This is a genomic window from Halomonas sabkhae (genome assembly GCF_030409265.1).
GTDB lineage: Bacteria > Pseudomonadota > Gammaproteobacteria > Pseudomonadales > Halomonadaceae > Halomonas > Halomonas halmophila.
Genome location: NZ_JAUFPM010000001.1, coordinates 74,077 through 96,563, shown reverse-complemented (window position 1 = coordinate 96,563; position 22,487 = coordinate 74,077). Strand labels below are relative to the sequence as shown.

Genomic DNA, 22,487 nt, shown 5'->3' with positions numbered 1-22,487 from the left:
GCCCGGAGCCGCCATGCCTCCTGTCCCGCAAAACGCCGATACACCGCTGTCGTCTTGCTCCGCCGAGCAACATCAGGCCTCGCCCGTCTGGCATCCCTATGCCCATCTCAAGACCCAGGCTCCTGCCCCCAGGGTGGTCGGCGGCGAAGGCCCGCGCTTCACCCTGGACAGCGGCGAGTCGTTGCTGGATGCCACCTGCTCCTGGTGGTGCATGATTCATGGCTATCGCCATCCCCGACTGGTGCGTGCCATCCAGCAGCAGGCCGAGGAACTCTGCCACGTGATGCTCGGCGGCCTGACCCATGAGCCCGCCGATCGGCTGGCCCGCGAGCTGGTGCGTATCACTCCGGACGGCCTCAACCATGTGTTCTATTCGGACAGCGGCTCGGTGGGCATGGAAGTCGCCATGAAGATGGCCGTGCAGTACCAGTACCTGCGCGGCCAACCCGAAAAGCATCGCATGCTGTCGCTGATGAAGGCCTATCACGGCGATACCGCGGGCTGCATGGCGGTCTGTGATCCGGAAGAAGGCATGCACTCGCTGTTCGCCGGCTTCCTGCCACAGCACTACTTCGCCCCGGCGCCGACAGCGTCCTTCGATGCCGATGCGACCAGCGTGCAGGCCGACCTGGACGCCCTGCGCGACGTGCTGGAAGCCCATCATCACGAGATCGCCGCCCTGCTGATGGAACCCTTGCTGCAGGCTGCCGGCGGTCTCAACATGACCTCTCCCGCCTACCTGCGCGGGGCCCGCGAGCTGTGCGAGGAATTCGATGTGCTGTTGATCCTCGACGAGGTGGCCACCGGCTTCGGTCGCACGGGGCGCATGTTCGCCGCCGAGCATGCCGAGATCACGCCGGACATCATGGTGCTCTCCAAGGGCCTGACCGGCGGCTACCTGGGTCATGCCGCCACCCTGGCCAGCGACCGCGTGCACGACACCTTCATCGGCGACAGCGAGTTGCATGCCTTCATGCACGGCCCGACCTTCATGGGCAACCCGCTGGCCTGTCGCGTGGCGCTGGAAAGCCTGGCAGTGTTCGAGGAAGACGACTATCTGGGGCGGATTGCCAACCTGAACCGCGTGCTGTGCGAGGAGCTGGTCGAAGACGACAACCTTCATGCCCACCCGGCCGTGGCCGATGTCCGCGTGCTGGGTGCCACCGCCGCCATCGAGGTCCACGACGCCGACTCGCTCGAGGGCGCGGCGGATTTCGCCCGCACCCAGGGCGTCTGGCTGCGTTCCTTCGGCCGCTGGCTGTACACCATGCCCGCCTATATCACCTCCCCCGAGGACATGCGTCAGATCACCGAGGCGATGAAGGGCTGGTTTCGCTAACATGGCAGAACATTTCCCGAACGTGCCCAAGCCATGACGTCACTCAGCAAGACCCAGTCGAGCTTCTATCGCCGCCTCTACGTCGCCCATCTGGTCGCCGCCGGTACCGACAGCGTACCGGCCATCGTCACCGCCACGGGCATGCCGCGGCGCACCGCCCAGGATACGCTCTCGGCCCTGGCCGAGCTGGATATCCACTGCCAATTCGAGCCGACACCCGGTGAGCGCCATAACATCGGCCGCTACGTGATTCGCGACTGGGGGCCCATCGACCCCGACTGGCTCGAGCGTCATGCCGAGCGGCTGCGCCTTGCCCTGGGGTATCCCTCAACCTAGCGCGTTGCCCAGCACGCCGGGGCGGTAACTGTCAGGCTCCGCTCGGGCTGATATGCTCAAGGTAGAGCCGCAACACCAAGGAGCCTTTCATGTCCCTGACGCCTTCCCGAATGATCGAACTGGAAAGCCCGCTGCCCGCCTTCCAGCTGCCCGACCCCGAAGGCCACATGGTGAGCAGCGAGGACTACCCCGACCAGCCGCTGCTGGTCATCTTCATGTGCAATCACTGCCCCTTCGTCAAACATCTGGCCGATGCGCTCGCCGACTTCGCCCGCGAGTATCAGGCACGGGGCCTGGCCGTGGTCGGCATCAACAGCAATGACTTTCAGGCCCACCCGGACGACCACCCCGAGCGCATGCAGGAAGAAAGCCGGCAACGCGGCTATACCTTCCCCTATCTGGTCGACGAGAACCAGGACGTGGCACGGGCCTTCGATGCGGCCTGCACGCCGGATTTCTTCCTGTTCGATCGCCGGCACCGGCTCGCTTACCGCGGCCAGTTCGACGACAGCCGCCCCAGCCAGGCGCGACCGGTCAGCGGACAGGATCTGCGCCAGGCCGCCGACGCGGTGCTGGCCGGCCGGACGCCCGACAGCACACAGAAACCCTCGATGGGCTGCAACATCAAATGGAAATGAGCCACCCTGCCCGTATCCAGACATAACGGAGGCCGCATGAACACTCACCTCTACTTCGAGATCCAGGCCGACTCGCCGGAACGCGCCCGACACTTCTATGGCGACCTCTTCGGCTGGTCCTTCCATCACGTCCCGGGCTTGCCGATCGACTACTGGCGCATCGATACCGGTGGCATGCTGGGCGGCTTGATGCAGCGTCCGGCCGCCACACCGCCCGAGGCATGTGGCACCAACGCCTTCACCTGTTCCTTCGAGGTCACCGATATCCAGGCCAGCGCCGACCGGGTGGCCGCCCTCGGCGGCCGGGTCGCCCTGCCCGTCTTCGCCGTCCCCGGCATCTGCTGGCAAGGCTACTTCCTGGATACCGAGGGCAACACCTTCGGACTCTTTCAGGTCGACGATCAGGCGGGCTGACAGGTTCCATCCTGTGTTGACGCGCCCCTGATGGCAGGCACATTATTAGGCAGCTATATATCATATCTGACTGCATCAGGAGGTTGTCATGCACATCGATCTGACCGGCAAGACCGCCATCGTTACCGGCTCCACCGGGGGCATCGGCTTTGCCATCGCCAAGGGCCTGGCAGACAGCGGAGCCAGCGTCGTGATCAACGGCCGCCAGCAGGAGGCCGTGGATCATTCCATCAGCCAGCTCAGGGAGCAGGTCGCCGATGCCGATGTGCGCGGCGTGGCCGCCGACCTGGGCACCGCCGAAGGCTGCGATAACATGCTGGCCGCCGAGCCGCGTGCCGATATCCTGGTCAATAACGTGGGGGTCTTCGGCCCGCAGGACTTCTACGAGACGCCGGATGAGGAATGGCAGCGCTTCTTCGACGTCAACGTCATGTCCGGCGTCCGTCTGTCCCGTGCCTACTCCGGTGGCATGGTCGAACAGGGATGGGGGCGCATCATCTTTATCTCCTCGGAGTCCGCACTGAACATCCCCGCCGACATGATTCACTATGGTTTGACCAAGACAGCCTATCTATCGCTCTCGCGCGGGCTGGCCAAGCGGCTGGCCGGCACCGGCGTCACGGTCAATGCCGTCCTGCCGGGGCCCACTCTGTCCGAGGGCGTCCAGGACATGCTGTCCGACCAGCAGCAGGAAGGCCAGTCCATCGAGGACGTCGCCCGGGAGTTCGTCATGGCCGAACGTCCAAGCTCGATCATTCAGCGCGCTGCCAGCGTCGAGGAAGTCGCCAACATGGTCGTCTACACCGCCTCGCAGCAGGCCTCCGCGACCAGCGGCGCCGCGCTGCGCGTCGACGGCGGCGTGGTCGACAGCATCGCCTGATCGGCCGGGCGGACGCAGCAGCGGTTGTTTCGTCCGGCCCGGCTCCCCAGACCAGCAGTGTGTCATGCTCAGGACTCGGCCGTGGGTCTGTGCATCATGTCGACGCAGAGTTGAACATCAGAGAGGTACTCGTGCGCCTGTCCGGGTAAACTGGGGCCCCAACCAGGATGACGGACAAGGATTTCCTCTCGATGCGCAAGACCCTCATGACGATTCTGCTGATCAGCGCCTGCTACACGGCCCATGGTGAGGACGACACCGCTGATCAGCCGGACAGCGACTTGCCGACCTGGGCCGATGAGCAGCTCACCCCCTTTCATGAAGACGTGTCGAACTGGGTCGAAACCACCTCGCGACGCATCGACAGCTTCTTCGGCACCACCGATGCCTTCACCGTGGATACCGATTCCTACCTGCGCATCAGCACCGGAGGCGAATGGCGTCAGGGACAGGAGTTCGATGACGACTGGGGCGCCCGCTTCCGGCTGGACCTACCCACCAGCGAGAAGCGCCTGCGCCTGATCATCGAGAGCGAGCCGGAGGAAACCCGCGGCACCCTGGGTGAGCAGGACACCGAGCTGCCGAGTGACCGGCCCGATGGCCTGGAAAGTCTGAGGATCGGACTCAACCGCCTGGGCGACCGCGACAAGACCAAGCGCTGGAAGACCGAGGCCGGTGCCGGTATCCGGGTACGCCTGCCGCTGGACCCTTATGCGCGGGTAGCCACCCAGCGTCTGTGGACGCTGAACGACGGCCCCTGGCGACTGGAAAGCGACAACCGGCTTTCGTGGTTCAACCAGGAGGGCTACTCCGCCCGCACCCGCTGGGACCTGGGCAGGCCGCTGGACGACAACCGTCACCTGCGCTTCATCACCAATGTGCAGTGGCGCGAAGAGGTCGACAACCTGGAATACAGCGAGACCGTCGAACTCAACCAACGCCTGAACAAGCGCAGTGCCCTTCGCCATACCCTGGCGGTCATCGGTGCCAGCGGCTCTCACCCCCGCATGGAGAATGCCTACCTGCAGACACGCTATCGACGCGACGTGCATAAGGGCATCCTCTTTCTCGACGTGGCCCCCTCCGTGCACTTTCCCCACGAATACGACCACGACCCGCGCTGGCAAATGAACCTGAGCCTGGAGATGTATTTCCGGCGGCACTTCGACCGCGCCGTCTTCTAGGGCTGCCGTCAGCTATTCGCTGACAGGCCCGCTACCGGGCGGACCGCACAAAAAAGCGGCGGGCAGAGCCCGCCGCAACACCGATCAGAACGCCTGACCAGAGAGAGTCTTGAGACGCCGCCGTCAGATCTCGAAGCCACGGCCGAAATCCTCGGCCGACATGGCCATCAGCGACTCGCCGCCGGCCTGGATCATCTGCGCATGGGTACGGGTGCGCGGCAGCAGTCGCTCATAGAAGAAGCGTGCGGTATTGATCTTGGCGCGGTAGAAGGTGGCATCCTCCAGGCTATCGTCCAGTGCCAGGCGAGCCTGTTTGACTGCCCTGGCGAACAGATAGGCCAGGGTCACATAGCCGGCATACATCAGGTAATCGACACTCGCCGCCCCGACCTCCTCACGATCACTCATGGCCCTCATGCCCACAGCCGTGGTCAGCTCGCCCCACTCGGCATTGAGCCTGGCCAATGGCCGCACGAACTCGGCCATGTCAGGGTTGGCTTCTTCGGCCTGGCAGAACTTGTGAATCTCCCGGGTGAAGACCTTCAGACTCTCACCCTGACTCATCAGCACCTTGCGGCCCAACAGGTCGAGCGCCTGGATCCCGGTGGTGCCCTCGTAGAGGCGCGTGATGCGCGCATCCCGCACAAGTTGCTCCATGCCCCATTCCTGGATGAAGCCGTGGCCGCCAAATATCTGCACGCCTTCATTGGTCGCCTCGAAGCCCACCTCGGTGAGAAACGCCTTGACGATGGGGGTCAGCAGGCCGAGCAGGGTCTCGGCATGCTCGCACTGATCGGCATCCTGGCTGCGCTCCACCACATCGACCAGCTGCGCCGTATACAGCACCAGCATGCGACCGCCTTCGGCGAAGGCCTTCTGGGTCAGCAGCATGCGACGCACATCCGGGTGCACGATGATCGGATCGGCCGGCTTGTCCTCGGCCTGGGTGCCGGATAAGCCGCGCATCTGCAGGCGGTCCCGGGCATAGCCCAACGCATTCTGGAAGCTGGCTTCGGCGAGCCCGAGCCCCTGAATCCCCACTCCGATGCGTGCGGCATTCATCATGGTGAACATGCAGGCCAGGCCCTTGTGGGGCTTGCCGACCAGATAGCCGCGCGCGCCATCGAAGTTCATCACGCAGGTGGCATTGCCGTGAATGCCCATCTTGTGCTCGAGCGAGCCACAACTCACGGCGTTACGCTCGCCGGGATGGCCATCGGCATCGGGCAGGTACTTGGGCACCACGAACAGCGAGATGCCCCTGGAACCGGCCGGTGCGTCCGGCAACCTGGCCAGCACCAGGTGCACGATGTTCTCGGCCAGATCATGCTCGCCGGCGGAAATGAAGATCTTGGTGCCGCTGATGGTGTAGCCTTCGTCAGCGTCGGGCACCGCGCGCGTCTTGATCAGGCCCAGATCGGTGCCGCAATGCGACTCGGTCAGGCACATGGTGCCGGTCCAGACGCCCTCGACGAGCTTGTTCAGGTAGGTCTGTTTCTGCGCCGCGCTGCCGTGGTGACGCAACGCATCCGCGGCCCCGTGGGACAAGCCGGGATACATGCCCCAGGCCAGGTTGGTGGCACAGATCATCTCCGAGAGCACCATGGCCAGTGACGGCGGCAACCCCTGCCCACCCTGCTCCGGATCCGCGGCCAGCCCCGGCCAGCCACCCTCGACGTAGCGCTGATAGGCCTGCTTGAAGCCTTTCGGCGTCTTGACCTCACCGCCTTCCAGCAGACATCCCTCGCGGTCGCCACTCTGGTTCAACGGCAACAGCTCCTCCCGCGCAAAACGCGCGCCTTCCTCGAGGATCGCCGCCACCACATCCGGCGTCGCCTCTTCACCACCCGGCAACCGCGCATAATGCGCCGGATAGCCAAGCAGTTCGTCCATGACGAAACGCAGATCACGCAAAGGGGCCTGATAATCGGGCATTTCTCTCTCCTGGAACGCGAACGCCGCCAAAACGTTGGCCGACAGCTTTCAAACAATTGTTTGAAATTACGCCCGCAAACCAGGGCAGTCAAGGGTTTGTTTTATTCGACAGGAAAAAGGAAGAAGGAAGAAGGAAGAAGGAAGAAGCAAGGCTAGTGACAGGGTGTGTGGCGTCATGGGGTTTCTTCCCTCTTCAAGGCGCGAAGCGCCGATCATCCTTCTTCCAGCTTATGGCTTACGGCTTACAGCTCTCGGCTCAGCCGGGTCACTGCATCCGAATCCCGCCGTCGAGCCGAATCACCTCGCCGTTGAGCATCGGGTTGGTGACGATCTGCTCGGCGAGGCGGGCGTATTCATCCGGCTTGCCGAGGCGCTTGGGGAAGGGAATAGAGGCCGACAACGCGGCGACGGCGTCCTCGGGGATATCGCTCATCATCGGGGTCTCGAACACCCCGGGGGCGATCGTCATGACGCGGACGCCATGCCGCGAGAGCTCACGCGCCGCCGGCAGACCCATGCCCGCCACACCAGCCTTGGAAGCGCTGTAGGCGCACTGCCCGACCTGGCCATCGAAGGCAGCCACCGAGGCCGTGTTGATGATCACCCCTCTCTCGCCGTCCTCGCCCGGCGGATTGTGCGACATCGCCGCCGCAGCGAGCCGCATGACGTTGAAGGTGCCGACCAGGTTGATCTGAATGGTACGCGCATAGGCATCCAGATCCGCCGGATTGCCGTCGCGATCCAGCAGCTTGGCCACACTGACCACCCCGGCGCAGTGAATCACGCCAGCCAGTCCGGCCTGACCGCCATTCTGTTGTCCCAGTGCCACGGCGGCGTCCACGGCCGCCTGCATATCCGCTGCCGACGTCACATCACCACGTACGGCTCGGGCAGCTTCGCCCAGCTGCGCGGCATGCGCCTCCACGGCATCACTCAGGTCACAGAGCACCACCCGGCCGCCACCGGCCACGATGCGCTCCGCCGTGGCGGCCCCCAGTCCGGAAGCCGCCCCGGTGATCAAAAAGGCATTATCCTGCAGTTGCATCGTCCCCTCTCCTTCAGTGCTTGTCGCCATCCAGTCGCGTCAGCATGGCGACCAGTTCATTGGCCAGTTCATCCGGTGTGCGTTCACCCTCCGGGTCATACCAGCGTACCGTCCAGTTGAGCGCGCCCATGACGAAGCGCGAGACCAGAAAGCGGTCACCATGGATCAGGCCGGCCGCCAGGGCGTCATCGATGACGCTCTCCCAGAGCGCTTCATAGGCATCGCGCAGATGACTCAGATGCGAACGCGCCGCCGGGTCCAGCCGACGCCACTCATAGAGTGCCACGACATGCGCATTGCGATCGGTATGCAGTGTCTGCAGATGCGCCCTGGCCATGGCATGCAGTCGCGCCGAGGCTGTGTCGCCGCTGTCGTTCAGGGCCTGGTGTGCCATGTTCAGGGCATTCTGGGTGCCCTCTTCGATCACGGCCGCCAGGATTGCCTGCTTGTCGCGGAAGTGATGAAAGAGACTGCCGGACTTGATCCCCATCTCGTCGGCCAGCATGCGCACCGTGGTGCGATCGAAGCCTTCCTGAACGAAAAGCCGAGCGGCCTGGCGGGTGAGTTCCTTGCGGCGCGGTGACTCATTCATTACATTCATCAGGATTAACACTAGCGCTTGCTTGGTTGACCCTGAGCAGACCACAGCCCCCACACCGGGTCAACGCAGCCGGCCCCCCGGAACATCACCCATTCACGGGAGAAGGCTCATGAGTCACGCCAACGATATCGTCTTCCTGGCGGCAACCCGCACCCCCATGGGCGGAATGCTGGGCAACCTGTCCTCGGTGGAGGCCCCCGAACTGGCGGCTACCGCCATTCGCGCCGCCATCGAGCGGGCCGGCATCGCGCCCGACGCCATTGATGAAGGCTTCATGGGCTGCGTCCTGCCGGCCGGCGTCAAGCAGGGCCCGGCTCGTCAGGCCATGCGCCAGTCCGGCATTCCGGACACCATCGGCGCCACCACCATCAACAAGCTCTGCGGCTCGGGCATGAAGAGTGCCATGCTGGCCCATGACCTGATTCGCGCCGGCAGCGGCGAGATCATGCTGGCCGGCGGCATGGAGTCGATGTCCAACGCGCCGCACCTGCTGCCGCGTGCGCGCACCGGCTACCGCCTGGGCCATGGTGAATTGAAGGACCATATGTTCTTCGATGGGCTGGAGGATGCCGAAAGCGGTCAGCTGATGGGCGTCTTCGCGCAGGATATCGCCACGCAGCGCGGCTATACCCGCGAGCGCCTGGATGATTTCGCCATTGCCTCGCTGGAACGCGCCATGGAAGCGACCCATGCCGGTCATCTCGACGCCGAGATGGCCCCGGTCACGATCAAGGACCGCAAGGGCGAAACCCGGGTCGAACACGATGAACAGCCCTTCCAGGCCCGGCTCGACAAGATTCGCGAGCTGCGCCCGGCGTTCAACCGGGACGGCACCATCACCGCCGCCAACTCGAGCTCGATTTCCGACGGCGCCTCGGCGCTGATCCTGGCCAGCGGTGCCGCCGCTCAGCGCGCCGGCGCCCGGCCCATCGCCCGAATGCTGGGCCACGGCACCCACTCGCGTCACCCGAGCGAATTCACCATTGCCCCGGTGGGCGCCATCGACAAGCTGATGAAGCAGCTCGACTGGAGCGTCGCGGATGTCGACCTGTTCGAGATCAACGAGGCCTTCGCCGTGGTCACCCTGATGGCCATGGACGACCTGGGGCTGCCCCACGACAAGGTGAACATCTACGGCGGAGCCTGTGCCCAGGGCCACCCCGTCGGTTCCACCGGCTCGCGCATCATCGCCACCCTGATCCATGCCCTGCGCAGTCGGGGCGGCAAGCGCGGCATCGCCAGCCTGTGCATCGGCGGCGGCGAGGCCACCGCCGTGGCCGTGGAGCTTGTCGACTGACCGACATCCTGGCGAGACCTGCACGGGTGGGTGTCATGCTAGTGACACCCAATCAACATTTTCCCGACACAAGGATGTCATGCTCCCCGGCACAGACTGCACCTGTGTTCCCATTTCCCGACACAGGTGATTCTCCGTGCAAATCCTGACTCGTTCCCTGATCGTCGGCGGCCTCGCTGTCACTGCCCTCTCCGCCGGCGTCTCTCAGGCTCAGGCCGACTTCCAGCTCAGCGACCGCTTCACCGACAACGACGGTGACCTGGTAGCCGATATTCCCGACGACCAATCCCAGTGGGTCGACCCGGACACCCTGGTGTTCGCCTATACGCCGGTCGAGGACCCCGCCGTCTATGCCGAGGTGTGGGACGGCTTCCTCGAACACCTGGAGGAGGTGACCGGCAAGAAGGTGCAATTCTTCCCGGTGCAGTCCAACTCCGCCCAGATCGAGGCGATGCGCGCCGGGCGCCTGCATGTCGCTGGCTTCAATACGGGTTCCAACCCCCTGGCCGTGGCCTGCGCCGGTTATCGGCCCTTCACCATGATGGCCGCCGAGGACGGCAGCTTCGGCTACGAGATGGAGATCATTACCCATCCGGACTCCGACATCGAGGCCGTCGAGGACATCCGCGGGCGCACCCTGACCCACACCTCCGAGACCTCCAACTCCGGATACAAGGCCCCCACCGCACTGCTGGCCTCGGAATTCGACATGGTATCCGGCGAGGATTATGAGGTGGACTTCTCCGGCAAGCACGACAACTCCGTGCTGGGTGTGGCCAACCAGGACTATGCAGTGGCCACCGTGGCCAACTCCGTGAAGGATCGGATGATCGACCGCGGCGTGATCGACGCCGACCAGCTCGAGGTCATCTATCAATCGGATACCTTCCCCACCACCAGCTATGGTACCGCCCACAACCTGGCCCCCGAGCTGCAGGACGCCATTCAGGAAGCCTTCTACTCCTTCGAATGGGAAGGCAGCGCGCTTGAAGAAGAATTCGGTCGCAACGGCGAAGAACAGTTCATCCCCATCACCTTCAAGGAGCACTGGGCGGTGATCCGCCAGATCGATGCAGCCAACGGCGTCGAATACGACTGCAACTGAGGACTACCCATGCAAGGCGCGGGCGACAGCGGGTCGTCCGCGCCTTCACGTCGTTGCGACGCAGGAGAAAATCGGCAACGTGCTTACCCTCGAGAAACTCACCAAGACCTATACCCACCACGACATTGCCTTGTCCGAGGTAACCTTGCAGGTTCCGCGAGGTCAGGTCGTGGGCCTGATCGGCCCCTCGGGCGCCGGCAAGTCGACCCTGATTCGCTGCATCAACCGCCTGGTGGAACCCTCCAGTGGCAGGATCCGTCTGGGCGACACCGACCTGGTGAGCCTGGGCAGTCGTGAACTGCGCCAGGCACGTCGACGCATCGGCATGATCTTCCAGGAATATGCGCTGGTGGAACGGCTGACCGTGATGGAAAACGTGCTGTCCGGACGGCTGGGCTATGTCCCCTTCTGGCGAAGCTTCACACGACGTTTCCCCGGCCGGGATATCGAGAATGCCTACCGCCTGCTCGACCGGGTGGGGCTGCTCGAACACGCCGACAAGCGCGCCGACGCCCTCTCGGGCGGCCAACGGCAGCGCGTCGGTATTGCCCGGGCCCTGGCCCAGGAGCCGGAGCTACTGCTGGTCGACGAGCCCACGGCGAGTCTCGATCCCAAGACCAGCCGCCAGGTCATGCGCCTGATCACCGAGATCTGCGCCGAGCGCCAGCTACCTGCCATTGTCAACATCCATGATGTCCCGCTCGCTCAGCAGTTCGTCGATCGGCTGGTTGGCCTGCGGGCCGGCCACATGGTCGTCGACGATGCACCAGGGAACCTCGACGCGGCCATGCTCACCGAAATCTATGGCGCCGAGGACTGGAACACCACTGAACAGGATGACGAGCCTGATTCCGACGCACGGACAACAGGCCCAATGCGGATGGCGGGAACAGCGACATGACGGCGAACACCTCCTACCCGCGATACTGGAAACGCCCGCCGCAGCTGGTCACGACCAAACGCTGGCGACTGGCACTCCCGTTGCTGGTACTGGCCTACCTGGTCCTGGCCGTCGGCTCGCTGGAGATCGACGCCGGCCGCGTCATCGAGGGCCTGGAACGCGGCGCGAGTTTCGTCCAGGGCTTTCTGCAACCGGACTTCTACAGCCGCTGGGGCGACATCCGCCAGGGGCTGATCGAGAGCCTGACCATGACGCTGACCGCCACCGTGGTGGGCGTACTGCTCTCGGTCCCCATCGGCATCGGCGCGGCACGCAATCTGTCGCCCCGGCCGGTGTATATGGTGTGTCGCTCGATCGTCGCCGTCAGCCGTTCGTTGCAGGAGATCATCATCGCCATCTTCCTGGTGGCCATGTTCGGCTTCGGTCCCTTTGCCGGTTTCCTCACCCTGGCCTTTGCGTCCATCGGCTTCGTGGCCAAGCTGCTCGCCGACGACATCGAGGAAGCCAGCGCCAGCCAGATCGAAGCGATCCGGGCCACCGGAGCCAGCTGGTGGCAACTGATTCACTTCGCCGTGCAGCCCCAGGTCATGCCGCGGCTGATCGGCCTGTCACTCTATCGCCTGGACATCAACTTTCGCGAGAGCTCGGTGATCGGCATCGTCGGCGCCGGCGGCATTGGGGCAACCCTCAATACCGCCATCGACCGCTACGAATACGACAGCGCCGCCGCCATCCTGCTGATCGTCATCGCCATCGTGATGCTGACGGAATATGGTTCCAGCTATCTGAGGAAATTCCTGCAATGAGTGTTCTTGATAACCGGCCTGGCGAGCCGAGCCATTACTCGCGGGTCTGGACCTTTCGCACGCCGCGTGCACGCCTCGCGCTGTGGGGTGGCTGGCTGGCCCTGGTGGCACTGTTCGTTTGGTGCTGGCAGGTGATGAACGAAGGCACCCTGTGGATCTTCGTCGCCGATGCACCCGATCAGGCAGTGGACATCGGCAGCCGCATGTTCCCGCCGCAGCTGGCCTATCTTCCCGAGCTGTTGATGCCGCTGTGGGACACCCTCAACATCGCCACCCTCGGCACCCTGGGTGGGGTCATCATGGCGGCGCCGATAGCCTTCCTGGCCGCCCGCAATACCACCCCGTCAGTGCTGCTGGTTCGCCCCGTGGCGCTGTTTATCATCGTGGCCTCGCGCTCGATCAACTCCCTGATCTGGGCTCTGCTGCTGGTCGCGATCATCGGCCCGGGCCTGCTGGCCGGCATCGTTGCCATCGCCCTGCGTTCCATAGGCTTCGTCGGCAAGCTGCTGTACGAAGCCATCGAGGAAACCGATCACCACCAGATCGAGGCCGTGGCCGCCACCGGCGCCCGTTCCGCCCAGATCATCCATTATGGCATCGTTCCCCAGATACTACCGGCCTTCTGGGGTATTGCGCTGTTTCGCTGGGACATCAACATTCGCGAGAGCACCATCCTGGGGCTGGTGGGGGCCGGTGGCATCGGCATGAAGCTGCAAGCCTCCATCAACACCCTGGCCTGGTCCCAGGTCGCCACCATCCTGATCATGATCCTGGGCACCGTAGTGATCAGCGAAACGGTCTCGGCGCGCATGCGTCAGGCACTGATCTAGGCATGCTTGGGCTTGCCAGCGTCAACATACGCCCGGACCGAGCCAGGCAAGCCCCGGACGGCAGTCAACACAGGGTAGCGCGACGCTCGGGGCGATCCCCCATGGCCTCGAGATGGCGCTGCAGCGTCTCGACCCGCTCGGCCTCCCCTCGAGCGGCGGCGGCCAGGGCTTCCTCCGCCCAGTCCGGCAGGTTCGGCTCGAGGGCATAATGGACCCAGGAACCTTCGCGGCGGTCCTGCAGCAGGCCGCAGTGGCGAAGCTGGGCCAGGTGGCGCGAGACCTTGGGCTGGGAAAGCGCCAGCGCATGCGTCAGTTCACAGACGCACAACTCGCCTTCACCGCGAATCAGCAGCACCAGCATCAGGCGAGTGTCATCGGCCAGGCACTTGAAGCACGTCAGGGGTGTCAGCTCCGTCAATGGTTCATCTCCCGCCTTCACTCGGCTGCCTGTGCATGCCGCGGCAAGGCCAGTGCCAGACAGGCACTGGCCGCCACCAGGCCGGCGGAAACCCACAGACACGCCGAGAGCCCGTACACCTGATAGACCCAGCCCGACAGCACCGTACCGGCCAGGCGCCCCATGGCATTGGCCATGTAGTAAAAGCCCACGTCCATGGACACCCCGTCGGCCCGGGCGAAGTGCACGATCAGATAACTGTGCCAGCTCGAATTGATGGCAAACAGCACGCCGAACGCCAGCAGGCCGGCCACCAGCCAGCCCACCTGAGCCAGCGGCAACAGTGCCAGCAAGACCGGCAGCCCTGCCAGCCAGGCAGCCCAGAAGGCGGTGACGAAGCGCGGACCTCCGCCGACCAGCCCGGTCAGGCGGGGTGCCTGGGTCTGGACACCACCATAGCCGATTACCCAGATCGCCAGCAGACCGCCCACCGTCCAGTGGCTCCAGCCGTGCTGGTCATACAGAAACACCGGCAAGGCCACCACGAACCACACATCCCGGGCGGCGAACAGACAGAAGCGCGCCGCCGAAAGCACATTGATGGCCCGCGACTGGGAAAACACCTCGGTAAACTTGGGCTTGTGCTTGCCCCGCCCCAGGTCCGCCCTGAGGCGAATCAGCGAGACCGCCAATACGCCCGCCAGCATGACGGCCATGGCGACCACCGCGCCGCGGAAGCCCACCAGGGTGAGCAGCACACCGCCGAGGAAGAAGCCCAGTCCCTTGAGGGCATTCTTCGAACCCGTCAGGATCGCCACCCAGCGATACAGGGCGCTGTTGGCCTGGGCACTATCCCTGGGCACCAGCACCTTGACCGCGCTCTTGGCGCTCATCTTGTTGAGGTCCTTGGCGATGCCCGACAGCGCCTGGGCCGCCATCACCCAGGGCACGCTCAGGCTGGCCGCCGGCACCATCAGCATCGACAACGCCAGGATCTGCAGCCCCAGCCCGAGATTCATGGTGCGGTTGAGGCCAAGGCGTGCGCCCAGCCAGCCGCCGACCAGATTGGTCACCACGCCGAAGGCCTCGTAGAAGACAAACAGCATGGCCACTTCCAACGGCGAATAGCCCAGCTGATGGAAGTGCAGCACCACCAGCATGCGCAGGGCACCGTCGGTCAGGGTAAAGGCCCAGTAATTGCCGGTGATCAGCAGGTACTGACGAATCTCGAAGGGCAGTGCCCGGAGTCGTGCGCCCAATGATTCAGCCACGCGTCCCTCCGCCATGGCCGACCTTCAGGGCCAGTTCCGCGGTGCGATTGGCATAGCCCCATTCATTGTCGTACCAGGCATACAGCTTGAGCTGGGTGCCGTTGATGACCATGGTCGAGGGCGCGTCGATGACCGAGCTGCGCGGGTCGGTGCGATAGTCGATGGAGACCAGCGGGCGCTGCTCGTAGCCCAGGATGCCGGCAAGCTCCCCCGCAGCGGCGGTTTTCAGGGCGGCATTGACCTCTTCCACCGTCACCTCGCGCTCGAGCTCGAAGACCATGTCGGTCAGCGAGGCATTGGCCAGAGGCACCCGCACGGCGTGGCCGTTCAGCTTGCCGGTGAGCTCGGGAAATATCTCGGTAATCGCCCGGGCCGAACCCGTGGAGGTGGGAATCAGGCTCATGCCACAGGCCCGGGCGCGTCGCAGGTCCTTGTGCGGCGCATCGAGGATGGTCTGGGTATTGGTGATGTCATGCACCGTGGTCATCGAGCCGTGGCGAATGCCGAAGCGTTCGTGAATCACCTTGATCACCGGGGCCAGGCAGTTGGTGGTGCAACTCGCGGCGGTGACGATGGCATGCTGATGCGGATCGTACTGGTCGTCGTTGACCCCGACCACCACATTGAGCACGCCCTCATCCTTGACCGGGGCGCTGACCACGACCCGCTCGACGCCCTGCTCCAGATACGCCTGCAGGGCCTGGCGCTCCTTGATGACACCGGAGCACTCGACCACTACCTGGCAGCCGGACCAGTCGCTGTCATCCACGGCAGAACCGGCCCCGAAGGCGATGTCGCGTCCATCGATCATCAGGCTGTCGGCCGTGGCCTGGATACCCTGGCCGGGGCACCAGTGGCCGTGCACCGAATCGAACTCCAGCAGGTGCGCAAAGGTGGCCGCCTCCCCGCCCGGGTCGTTGAGGCGCACCACTTCCACCTCACCGGACGCGACATGCGGCCATAGTGAGCGCAGCGCCAGGCGCCCGATGCGCCCGAAACCATTGATGCCGATACGTAGTGTCATGCGTCTGAGTCTCCTCGATGCGCCGGATGATGGCCGGTGGTCAGCGGGTGGAAGTGTCCTGGGCCTTGAGTTCGAGCCACAGCGTCAGGCGTCGACGGATTTCCTGCAGCGCCTGCTCGTAGGCATCCGGACGATCGATCTGTCGCGGGTCGCGGATATCCCAGTAGAGATATTCATCGTGGCTGCCCGGCCAGTCACGGCAGGCCTGATGCGCCTTGTCGCAGAGCACGATCACCGTCTCGAAATGTTCACCGGCAAAATCTTTCAGCGGCTTGCTGGACAGTGTCGTGGTATCGATACCCTGCTTGTGCAAGGCGGCCAGCGCCAGCTCATGTGGCTGATCCGGTTGCGAGCCGGCACTGAAGGCAGCAAAGCGCTCCCCCGCCAGCTGCCGCAGCAGAGCTTCGCCCATCAGCGAGCGGGCCGAGTTGGCATTACACAGAAAGAGCACACTGGGTCGGGACATACAGCACCTGGCGTTGATATATGGAATTCCATATATAACCGGCTCAGGTGTCAAGATGATGACAGCCTGCCCGGTAAAGTCGCCCCAAACGACAACGGGGAGACCTGGCGGCCTCCCCGTTCACTCACAACGACTGTCTCGCCAGTCAGCTCGCCGCCATCAACCGTAGCGGCCGGTAATGTAATCCTCGGCCTTCTTGGTCGCCGGGTTGGCGAACATGGTCTTGGTGTCGTTGTATTCGATGACTTCACCGAGGTGGAAAAACGCCGTGTAATCCGCCACACGCGCCGCCTGCTGCATGTTGTGCGTCACCGTGATGATGGTATAGCGCTGCTTCAGCTTGTCCATCAGGTCCTCGACCGTCGCCGTGGAGATCGGATCCAGCGCCGAGGTCGGCTCGTCCATCAGAATCACGTCCGGGCTCACCGCGATGGCACGGGCAATGCACAGGCGCTGCTGCTGGCCACCGGACAGCGAGGTACCCGGGTCCTGCAGCTTGTCCTTGACCTCTTCCCACAGTCCGGCATCGCGCAGGGCACGCTCCACCAGTTCGTCGGAGTCCGACTTGCGGCTCACCAGGTCGTGCATGCGCGGCGCATAGGCGACATTCTCGTAGATCGACTTGGGGAACGGATTGGGCTTCTGAAAGACCATCCCGACGCGCCGACGCAGCGCCACTTCGTCCATCTTCTTGTCGTTGATGTCGCGGCCGTCCATCTCGATCATGCCCTGAATGCGCACACTGGGAATCAGGTCATTCATGCGATTGAGACAGCGCAGATAGGTCGACTTGCCGCACCCCGAGGGGCCGATCAGCGCCGTGATGTTCTTCTGATAGACATCCATGTCGACGCTACTCAGGGCCTGGTTTTCGCCATACCAGAGGTTGAGGTCACGAACACGGATGCTCAGCTCGTGATTGGCGTCTTCGTTGCGTGTCACCGGCTCGCCGGCGGTTTGACCGGTCATGGATGTCGTACTCCGCTGGGCAACTTGCATATTCATCATGGCATTTCCTGTATTCAGGCCGCGGGCTCACCAGCGACGTTCGAATTTCCTGCGCAGCACCACGGCAGTCGCATTCATGGTGATCAGGACCGCCAGCAGCACCAGGATGCCGCCCGAGGTCTTCTCGATGAAGGCATGCTCCGGCTCGCCGGCCCAGGTGAAGATCTGTGCCGGCAACACCGTCGCCGCCTCGCTGAAGGAGCCGGTGATGTCCGGGATGAAGGCCACCATACCGACGATGATCAAGGGGGCGGTTTCACCCATGGCCTGCGCCAGGCCGATGATCGAGCCGGTCAGGATTCCCGGAAAGGCCACCGGCAGCACATGGTCACGAACCATCTGCCAGCGCGAGCAGCCCACGCCGAACGCCGCGTGACGAATGGAGTCTGGCACACTGCGTAGTGCCGAGCGAGTCGAGATAATGATCACCGGCAGGGTCATCAGCGCCAGGGTCAACCCGCCTACCAGCGGTGACGAGCGCGGCACGCCGAAGAAGCCGATGAAGATCGCCAGGCCGAGCAGGCCGAACAGGATCGAGGGGATCGCCGCCAGGTTGTTGATGTTGATCTCGACCAGCTGCGTGAAACGGTTATCCGGAGCGAACTCCTCGAGATAGACCGCCGTCATCACGCCGATGGGGAAGGCCACTGCCAGGGTCACCAGGAGCGTCATCATGGTTCCGAAGGCCGCCGCGGCAATGCCGGCAAACTCCGCCATCTTGGAATCACCCTTGGTGAAGAAGGTGGTATTGAACTGAAGCTCGGCACGCCCCTGGGACGCAAGCCGATCGACCACCGCCTGTTCAGAGGAGCCGAGGTTGGTGCGATGCCCCTTGAGATACTGGTCAACGCTACTGTCCGCCAGCACCCACTCGGTGCGAGTGGTGCCCTCAAGCTCCGGGTTGTCTTCCATGCGCTGGGGAATCAGGCGCAGATAGCCGCGGCTGACCAGCGGGCGCATTTCCTCGTCGAGGGCGGCCAGCGGAATCTGGCTGGCCTGTTCGCTGTATTCGACCTCGACCTGGACCTGAGCCTGCTGAAAGGCCGGCAGCCCCTTGACCAGCATGTCGGCGAAGAACAGCACCAGGAACAGACCCGCCAGGCCCAGGGCGCCCATGGACATCCACTTCAGGCGTGCCGACTTGCGGTGGCGCTTCTTGAGCTGGGCGCTGATGTCATCGAAGGAATGGTTCATCGGTCAGAACTCCCAGCTTAAAGGTTGTTGATGCGATACTTTTCGCGGAACCGGCGAATCATGATCACCGACACGAAGTTCAGGGCCAGGGTCACCACGAACAGCACCAGGCCGAGGGCGAAGGCCGAAAGCGTTTCGGCACTGCCGAACTCCAGGTCGCCGGTCAGCGCCGAGACGATCCGCACCGTGACCGTCGTCATGTCCTCGAAGGGATTGGCGGTCAGGTTGGGGCGCATGCCGGCCGCCATGACCACGATCATGGTTTCGCCCAGGGCGCGCGACACCGCCAGCAGCGACGCCGAGATGATGCCCGGCATGGCCGCCGGCACGACCACATCGCGGATCATTTCGCTCTTGGTCATGCCGAGTGCCAGGGCACCCTCACGCATGCTGCCCGGCACCGAACTGATGACGTCGTCGGACAGCGAGGAAATGAACGGAATGATCATGATGCCCATGACGATACCCGGGGCCATGGCATTGCTGAATGATGCCTCGATGCCGTAGAAGCCGGCGACCGCCACGATGATCGGCGCCACCGTGATGGCCGCGAAGAAGCCGTAGACCACGGTCGGAATGCCGGCCAGCACCTCGAGGACCGGCTTGGCCACGGTGCGCACCTTCTCGGGCGCGAACTCGGCCATGTAGATCGCCGACAGCAATCCCACCGGAATGGCCACCAGCATGGCGATCAGGGTGATCATGAAGGTGCCGGCAAAGAGTGGTACCGACCCGAACTTGGCGGCACTGCCCCCTTCATCGCCGCGGCCGGCCGCTTCCAGGAAACTGGCGCCGGGGTTCCAGGTGGTTCCGGTGATGAAGTCCCAGAAGCTCTGCATCTGGAAGAAGCGAATCGCCTCCCCGATGATAGATATCAGGATGCCGAAGGTCGTGAAGATCGACACCATCGCCGCGCCGGCCAGCATGAAGCGGACGACCGCCTCGATAGCCTTGCGCGCGTGAAAATTGGGTTTGACCAGATAGATACCGGCCATCAGACCGACACAGGCCACGATCAGGCTGCCGGCCAGCAGATAGAAGGACGGGATATCGCCGCCTATCAGCAGCATGACAAAGGCGCCCACGACACCCACCAGGACAGCAGGCCCCGCCGTGGAAAGCACGGTGAACCAGCCATACTGATCGGGCTGAGCGTGCATGGAGGTTCCCGCCGCACGCACCCTGGACGCCTTGGAGCGCCCCAGGAAGAAGGCTATCAGACCCAGCACCAGGAGCGTGCCGCAGAAGGTGGCGAGGATTTGATTGGTCTGCATAGGATTCTCTCGAAGGAATTCACGCGGAGCATTCGCTCTAACGCGAGCCGGCCGACAGCCTGACTGCCGGCCGGCTCAGGGCATCACCAGGGTGGCTTACTTCTCGAGGTCAGCCAGTTCGAGCTGCTCCTGGTTCTTGATGGCGTTGCGCTGCTCTTCGCGCATATCCGACGGTGCCGGGATCAGCCCCAGGCCCTTCAGATAGCCCATGTCGCCGATCATCTGCTCGCTCATGAACAGGTTGGCGTATTCCATCATGGCCGGAACGTCTTCGCTGTGCTGGTTCTTGACGTAGAAGAACAGCGAACGCGACACCGGATACTCACCGCTGCCGATGGCTTCGGGCGTCGGCTTGACGCCATCGATGCTGGAGCCCAGCAGCGCATCGGAATTCTCTTCCAGGAAGGAGTAACCGAAGATACCGAAGGCATCGGTATTCTCGGACAGGCGCTTGACGATCAGGTTGTCGTTCTCGCCTGAATCGATGAAGGCACCGTCGGAACGAATGTCGGTGTACTCTTCACCGCCATAGGCATCCATGCCTTCAGCAGTCGCCGCCATGACCATTTCCTCGAAGGCATCACGCGTGCCGGAGGTCGTGGGCGGACCATAGACGGCAATCTCGCGATCCGGCAGCGAGCTGTCGACATCGCTCCAGGTCTCGTACGGATTGTCGACCAGCTCGCCATCGACCGGCACCTGAGCGGCCAGCGCCAGGAACAGCTGCTCGCGGGTCACCGGCATGGCGTCGTTTTCGCTGGACTGAGCGAAGGCGATGCCATCATAGCCGACCATGGCTTCGGTGATGTCGGTCACGCCATTTTCCTGGCAGCGCTCGAACTCGGAAACCTTGATGCGGCGCGAGGCATTGGTGATGTCAGGCGTGTCATCACCGACGCCATTGCAGAACAGGCGCAAGCCACCACCGGAACCGGTGGACTCGATGACCGGGGTCGCATAGTCGGTGGTGGCACCGAACTCTTCGACCACGTAGCTTGCAAACGGATAGACCGTGCTGGAGCCGACGATGCGCAGCTGCTCGGACTCCTGGGCCTGGGCGACGCCCGCCACACCGATGGCGGCGGCGATGGCAGTGGTCTTGAATGTACGGCTATTGAGGATGCGGTTCATGGAGAAAGGCTCCTGTTCGTGGAAGTGTTCATCCTTCGCACGACACAAGATGCCCCACAAAAATGACAGCTTCATGACACAACGTCATTTCATGCCAAAAATCATGAAGCGCCTGTCTGCTCCGCCTCGCTGCGGCTGCCTGAATCCCCCGAGCGCGCCGGGGATGGCGCACCCAGCGCATGACCGGCCAGCCGGCGCAGCGCGATATTGCCGGCCAGCGACACCACCAGCATGGTCAGCACCATGGGCCAGGCGCTGTCGATCTCGAAGGCACTGACGATGACACCCGCCAGCGAACCGCAGGTGAACTGGATGCTGCCCAGCAGTGCCGTGGCCGTGGCACTCATGTGGCTGAAGTGCTCGAGCATCGACGACATGGCATTGGGCGTGATCAGCCCCACCATGCCCATGAACACCATGATCAGCGGCACCACCGTATAGGGCGAGTCGAGGCCAGTCGCCACCAGCCCGATCAGGCCCACGGCCACCGCCAGTTGCACGGCCATGCCCAGGCGCATGTTCTGCTGTGGACTGCGCCGCCGCAACAGACGGATATTGAGGCGATTCGAGGCCGCCATGACCACGACATTGGCCCCGAACACGACCGGATAGATGGCCGGCGAGATGCCGTAATGAGTGATGTAGAGAAACGGCGAGGCCGTGATGAAGGCGAACATGCCGGCAAAGGTGGTCGCCACCGACAGCACATAGCCCATGGCCTCGCGGTGGCGCAGCACGCTGGCATAGTTGCGCAGCACCTGGCGCGCCGAGGCCATCGGCGCGTCCGCGGGCCGCGTCTCCGGCAGGCGCGTCCCCATCAGCCACAGCAGGAAGGCCGCGTACACCGCCAGGAAGACGAAGATCAGCCACCAGTCGGCCAGGTACAACAGGCCGGAGCCCACCGCCGGCGCAGCCAGTGGCGCCAGCATCATGATCATGGCCATGGTCGACATGACCTTGGCGGCCTCGCGACCACTGAAGCAGTCCCGCACGATGGCCGCCGAATTGACCACACAGGCCCCGCCGCCCAGCGCCTGGACGAAGCGCAGCCCGAGCAGCTCGGTCAGGGTATTGACCTGGGTGATCAGCAGGCTGGCAATCAGGAAGATCACCAGCCCGCTCAACAGCACCGGGCGCCGACCGAAGCGATCGGACAGCGGCCCCCCGGTCAACTGGCCGAGCGCGAAGCCCAGCAGGAAGAAACTGATCGACAGCTCGGTATGATGCACGCTGGCGTCCACGGCCTCGGCCAGTGCCGGCATGGCAGGCAGATAGGCATCAATGGCAAAGGGCGCCAGCGCGGTATTGGCCGCCACCAGCAGGGCGGTTCGTCGAGCATCGAGTTTCAAGGGGCCTCCACAAGCTTGCGGGTCGAAGCCTCCATGATAACGTCATTCGACGTCGCGTGCCG

The 22,487-nt window shown here is 63.9% G+C and carries 23 protein-coding genes; 11 read left to right on the top strand and 12 right to left on the bottom strand.

Features of this window, described 5'->3' with window-relative positions:
- Positions 1-13: 13 nt before the first annotated feature.
- The 6 genes from bioA (at position 14) to QWY79_RS00345 (ending at position 4,791) form a co-directional block, all read left to right on the top strand.
- On the top strand, positions 14-1,339 hold the full coding sequence (bioA, locus tag QWY79_RS00370) for an adenosylmethionine--8-amino-7-oxononanoate transaminase (protein ID WP_290268764.1): 1,326 nt from the start codon (positions 14-16) through the stop codon (positions 1,337-1,339).
- Between the two features lie 33 nt (positions 1,340-1,372).
- Positions 1,373-1,675 carry a winged helix-turn-helix domain-containing protein gene (locus tag QWY79_RS00365; protein ID WP_290268762.1) on the top strand — a complete coding sequence of 101 codons (303 nt, stop codon included), beginning with the start codon at positions 1,373-1,375 and terminating at the stop codon, positions 1,673-1,675.
- Positions 1,676-1,764: 89 nt separating this feature from the next.
- Positions 1,765-2,313 (top strand): thioredoxin family protein, encoded by a 549-nt coding sequence (locus tag QWY79_RS00360; RefSeq protein WP_290268760.1) that lies wholly within the window; start codon positions 1,765-1,767, stop codon positions 2,311-2,313.
- Positions 2,314-2,349: 36 nt separating this feature from the next.
- Positions 2,350-2,727 carry a VOC family protein gene (locus QWY79_RS00355; protein ID WP_141317956.1) on the top strand — a complete coding sequence of 126 codons (378 nt, stop codon included), beginning with the start codon at positions 2,350-2,352 and terminating at the stop codon, positions 2,725-2,727.
- Between the two features lie 88 nt (positions 2,728-2,815).
- A complete protein-coding gene (locus QWY79_RS00350) occupies positions 2,816-3,607 on the top strand; it encodes an SDR family NAD(P)-dependent oxidoreductase (RefSeq protein ID WP_290268755.1) in 792 nt (263 codons plus the stop codon).
- A 191-nt stretch (positions 3,608-3,798) separates the two neighbouring features.
- Positions 3,799-4,791 (top strand): hypothetical protein, encoded by a 993-nt coding sequence (locus tag QWY79_RS00345; protein ID WP_290268753.1) that lies wholly within the window; start codon positions 3,799-3,801, stop codon positions 4,789-4,791.
- A 123-nt stretch (positions 4,792-4,914) separates the two neighbouring features.
- Here the strand turns inward: QWY79_RS00345 and QWY79_RS00340 are convergent, their stop codons facing one another.
- The 3 genes from QWY79_RS00340 to QWY79_RS00330 all read right to left on the bottom strand — a co-directional run bounded on the left by QWY79_RS00340 (position 4,915) and on the right by QWY79_RS00330 (position 8,363).
- On the bottom strand, positions 4,915-6,726 hold the full coding sequence (locus QWY79_RS00340; RefSeq protein ID WP_290268752.1) for an acyl-CoA dehydrogenase C-terminal domain-containing protein: 1,812 nt from the start codon (positions 6,724-6,726) through the stop codon (positions 4,915-4,917).
- Between the two features lie 265 nt (positions 6,727-6,991).
- On the bottom strand, positions 6,992-7,771 hold the full coding sequence (locus QWY79_RS00335) for an SDR family NAD(P)-dependent oxidoreductase (RefSeq protein WP_290268750.1): 780 nt from the start codon (positions 7,769-7,771) through the stop codon (positions 6,992-6,994).
- 13 nt (positions 7,772-7,784) lie between these two features.
- Positions 7,785-8,363, bottom strand: coding sequence for a TetR/AcrR family transcriptional regulator (locus QWY79_RS00330; RefSeq protein ID WP_290268748.1), 579 nt, complete (start codon positions 8,361-8,363; stop codon positions 7,785-7,787).
- Between the two features lie 118 nt (positions 8,364-8,481).
- Between QWY79_RS00330 and QWY79_RS00325 the strand changes: the two genes are divergently transcribed.
- The 5 genes from QWY79_RS00325 (at position 8,482) to phnE (QWY79_RS00305) (ending at position 13,311) form a co-directional block, all read left to right on the top strand.
- A complete protein-coding gene (locus QWY79_RS00325; protein ID WP_290268747.1) occupies positions 8,482-9,669 on the top strand; it encodes an acetyl-CoA C-acyltransferase in 1,188 nt (395 codons plus the stop codon).
- Between the two features lie 136 nt (positions 9,670-9,805).
- The gene (gene phnD / locus QWY79_RS00320; protein WP_290268745.1) at positions 9,806-10,774 is read left to right on the top strand and encodes a phosphate/phosphite/phosphonate ABC transporter substrate-binding protein; all 969 of its coding nucleotides are present in this window, start codon (positions 9,806-9,808) and stop codon (positions 10,772-10,774) included.
- 79 nt (positions 10,775-10,853) lie between these two features.
- Entirely contained in the window at positions 10,854-11,675 is an 822-nt protein-coding gene (phnC, locus tag QWY79_RS00315; RefSeq protein ID WP_290268743.1) for a phosphonate ABC transporter ATP-binding protein, read from the top strand.
- Positions 11,672-12,481, top strand: a complete 810-nt coding sequence (phnE, locus tag QWY79_RS00310; RefSeq protein WP_290268741.1) for a phosphonate ABC transporter, permease protein PhnE — start codon at positions 11,672-11,674, stop codon at positions 12,479-12,481. The genes phnC and phnE (QWY79_RS00310) overlap by 4 nt, the downstream gene beginning before the upstream one ends.
- Positions 12,478-13,311, top strand: a complete 834-nt coding sequence (gene phnE / locus QWY79_RS00305; RefSeq protein WP_290268739.1) for a phosphonate ABC transporter, permease protein PhnE — start codon at positions 12,478-12,480, stop codon at positions 13,309-13,311. The genes phnE (QWY79_RS00310) and phnE (QWY79_RS00305) overlap by 4 nt, the downstream gene beginning before the upstream one ends.
- Positions 13,312-13,375: 64 nt before the next feature.
- Here the strand turns inward: phnE (QWY79_RS00305) and QWY79_RS00300 are convergent, their stop codons facing one another.
- From QWY79_RS00300 to QWY79_RS00260, 9 genes are all read right to left on the bottom strand, one after another.
- Positions 13,376-13,672 carry a metalloregulator ArsR/SmtB family transcription factor gene (locus tag QWY79_RS00300; protein ID WP_435389743.1) on the bottom strand — a complete coding sequence of 99 codons (297 nt, stop codon included), beginning with the start codon at positions 13,670-13,672 and terminating at the stop codon, positions 13,376-13,378.
- Positions 13,673-13,746: 74 nt separating this feature from the next.
- A complete protein-coding gene (gene arsJ, locus QWY79_RS00295) occupies positions 13,747-14,979 on the bottom strand; it encodes an organoarsenical effux MFS transporter ArsJ (RefSeq protein ID WP_435389736.1) in 1,233 nt (410 codons plus the stop codon).
- Positions 14,972-16,003: an ArsJ-associated glyceraldehyde-3-phosphate dehydrogenase gene (locus QWY79_RS00290; protein WP_290268736.1), complete on the bottom strand. Its 1,032-nt coding sequence runs from the start codon at positions 16,001-16,003 to the stop codon at positions 14,972-14,974. The genes arsJ and QWY79_RS00290 overlap by 8 nt, the downstream gene beginning before the upstream one ends.
- 40 nt (positions 16,004-16,043) lie before the next feature.
- Complete coding sequence (locus tag QWY79_RS00285; protein ID WP_290268734.1) at positions 16,044-16,469, bottom strand: arsenate reductase ArsC; 426 nt, start codon at positions 16,467-16,469, stop codon at positions 16,044-16,046.
- 159 nt (positions 16,470-16,628) lie between these two features.
- Positions 16,629-17,411: a phosphate ABC transporter ATP-binding protein PstB gene (gene pstB, locus QWY79_RS00280; protein ID WP_290269107.1), complete on the bottom strand. Its 783-nt coding sequence runs from the start codon at positions 17,409-17,411 to the stop codon at positions 16,629-16,631.
- A 93-nt stretch (positions 17,412-17,504) separates the two neighbouring features.
- Positions 17,505-18,671, bottom strand: coding sequence for a phosphate ABC transporter permease PstA (gene pstA / locus QWY79_RS00275; protein ID WP_290268732.1), 1,167 nt, complete (start codon positions 18,669-18,671; stop codon positions 17,505-17,507).
- A gap of 17 nt (positions 18,672-18,688) precedes the next feature.
- The gene (pstC, locus tag QWY79_RS00270) at positions 18,689-19,945 is read right to left on the bottom strand and encodes a phosphate ABC transporter permease subunit PstC (RefSeq protein WP_290268730.1); all 1,257 of its coding nucleotides are present in this window, start codon (positions 19,943-19,945) and stop codon (positions 18,689-18,691) included.
- A 96-nt stretch (positions 19,946-20,041) separates the two neighbouring features.
- On the bottom strand, positions 20,042-21,076 hold the full coding sequence (locus tag QWY79_RS00265) for a PstS family phosphate ABC transporter substrate-binding protein (RefSeq protein ID WP_290268727.1): 1,035 nt from the start codon (positions 21,074-21,076) through the stop codon (positions 20,042-20,044).
- 101 nt (positions 21,077-21,177) lie between these two features.
- The gene (locus QWY79_RS00260; RefSeq protein ID WP_290268725.1) at positions 21,178-22,425 is read right to left on the bottom strand and encodes a Bcr/CflA family multidrug efflux MFS transporter; all 1,248 of its coding nucleotides are present in this window, start codon (positions 22,423-22,425) and stop codon (positions 21,178-21,180) included.
- Positions 22,426-22,487 lie beyond the last annotated feature (62 nt).

Bases quoted from the DNA above. Each gene is read 5' to 3' on its own strand.
- QWY79_RS00345 (WP_290268753.1), top strand. From the start codon at position 3,799: ATGCGCAAGACCCTCATGACGATTCTGCTGATCAGCGCCTGCTACACG.
- QWY79_RS00340 (WP_290268752.1), bottom strand. From the start codon at position 6,726: ATGCCCGATTATCAGGCCCCTTTGCGTGATCTGCGTTTCGTCATGGAC.
- QWY79_RS00265 (WP_290268727.1), bottom strand. From the start codon at position 21,076: ATGAACCGCATCCTCAATAGCCGTACATTCAAGACCACTGCCATCGCC.
- QWY79_RS00365 (WP_290268762.1), top strand. From the start codon at position 1,373: ATGACGTCACTCAGCAAGACCCAGTCGAGCTTCTATCGCCGCCTCTAC.
- QWY79_RS00285 (WP_290268734.1), bottom strand. From the start codon at position 16,469: ATGTCCCGACCCAGTGTGCTCTTTCTGTGTAATGCCAACTCGGCCCGC.
- QWY79_RS00335 (WP_290268750.1), bottom strand. From the start codon at position 7,771: ATGCAACTGCAGGATAATGCCTTTTTGATCACCGGGGCGGCTTCCGGA.
- QWY79_RS00350 (WP_290268755.1), top strand. From the start codon at position 2,816: ATGCACATCGATCTGACCGGCAAGACCGCCATCGTTACCGGCTCCACC.
- bioA (WP_290268764.1), top strand. From the start codon at position 14: ATGCCTCCTGTCCCGCAAAACGCCGATACACCGCTGTCGTCTTGCTCC.
- QWY79_RS00330 (WP_290268748.1), bottom strand. From the start codon at position 8,363: ATGAATGAGTCACCGCGCCGCAAGGAACTCACCCGCCAGGCCGCTCGG.
- pstA (WP_290268732.1), bottom strand. From the start codon at position 18,671: ATGAACCATTCCTTCGATGACATCAGCGCCCAGCTCAAGAAGCGCCAC.
- phnE (WP_290268739.1), top strand. From the start codon at position 12,478: ATGAGTGTTCTTGATAACCGGCCTGGCGAGCCGAGCCATTACTCGCGG.
- QWY79_RS00325 (WP_290268747.1), top strand. From the start codon at position 8,482: ATGAGTCACGCCAACGATATCGTCTTCCTGGCGGCAACCCGCACCCCC.
- QWY79_RS00290 (WP_290268736.1), bottom strand. From the start codon at position 16,003: ATGACACTACGTATCGGCATCAATGGTTTCGGGCGCATCGGGCGCCTG.
- QWY79_RS00355 (WP_141317956.1), top strand. From the start codon at position 2,350: ATGAACACTCACCTCTACTTCGAGATCCAGGCCGACTCGCCGGAACGC.
- phnE (WP_290268741.1), top strand. From the start codon at position 11,672: ATGACGGCGAACACCTCCTACCCGCGATACTGGAAACGCCCGCCGCAG.
- QWY79_RS00300 (WP_435389743.1), bottom strand. From the start codon at position 13,672: ATGCTGGTGCTGCTGATTCGCGGTGAAGGCGAGTTGTGCGTCTGTGAA.
- QWY79_RS00360 (WP_290268760.1), top strand. From the start codon at position 1,765: ATGTCCCTGACGCCTTCCCGAATGATCGAACTGGAAAGCCCGCTGCCC.
- pstC (WP_290268730.1), bottom strand. From the start codon at position 19,945: ATGCAGACCAATCAAATCCTCGCCACCTTCTGCGGCACGCTCCTGGTG.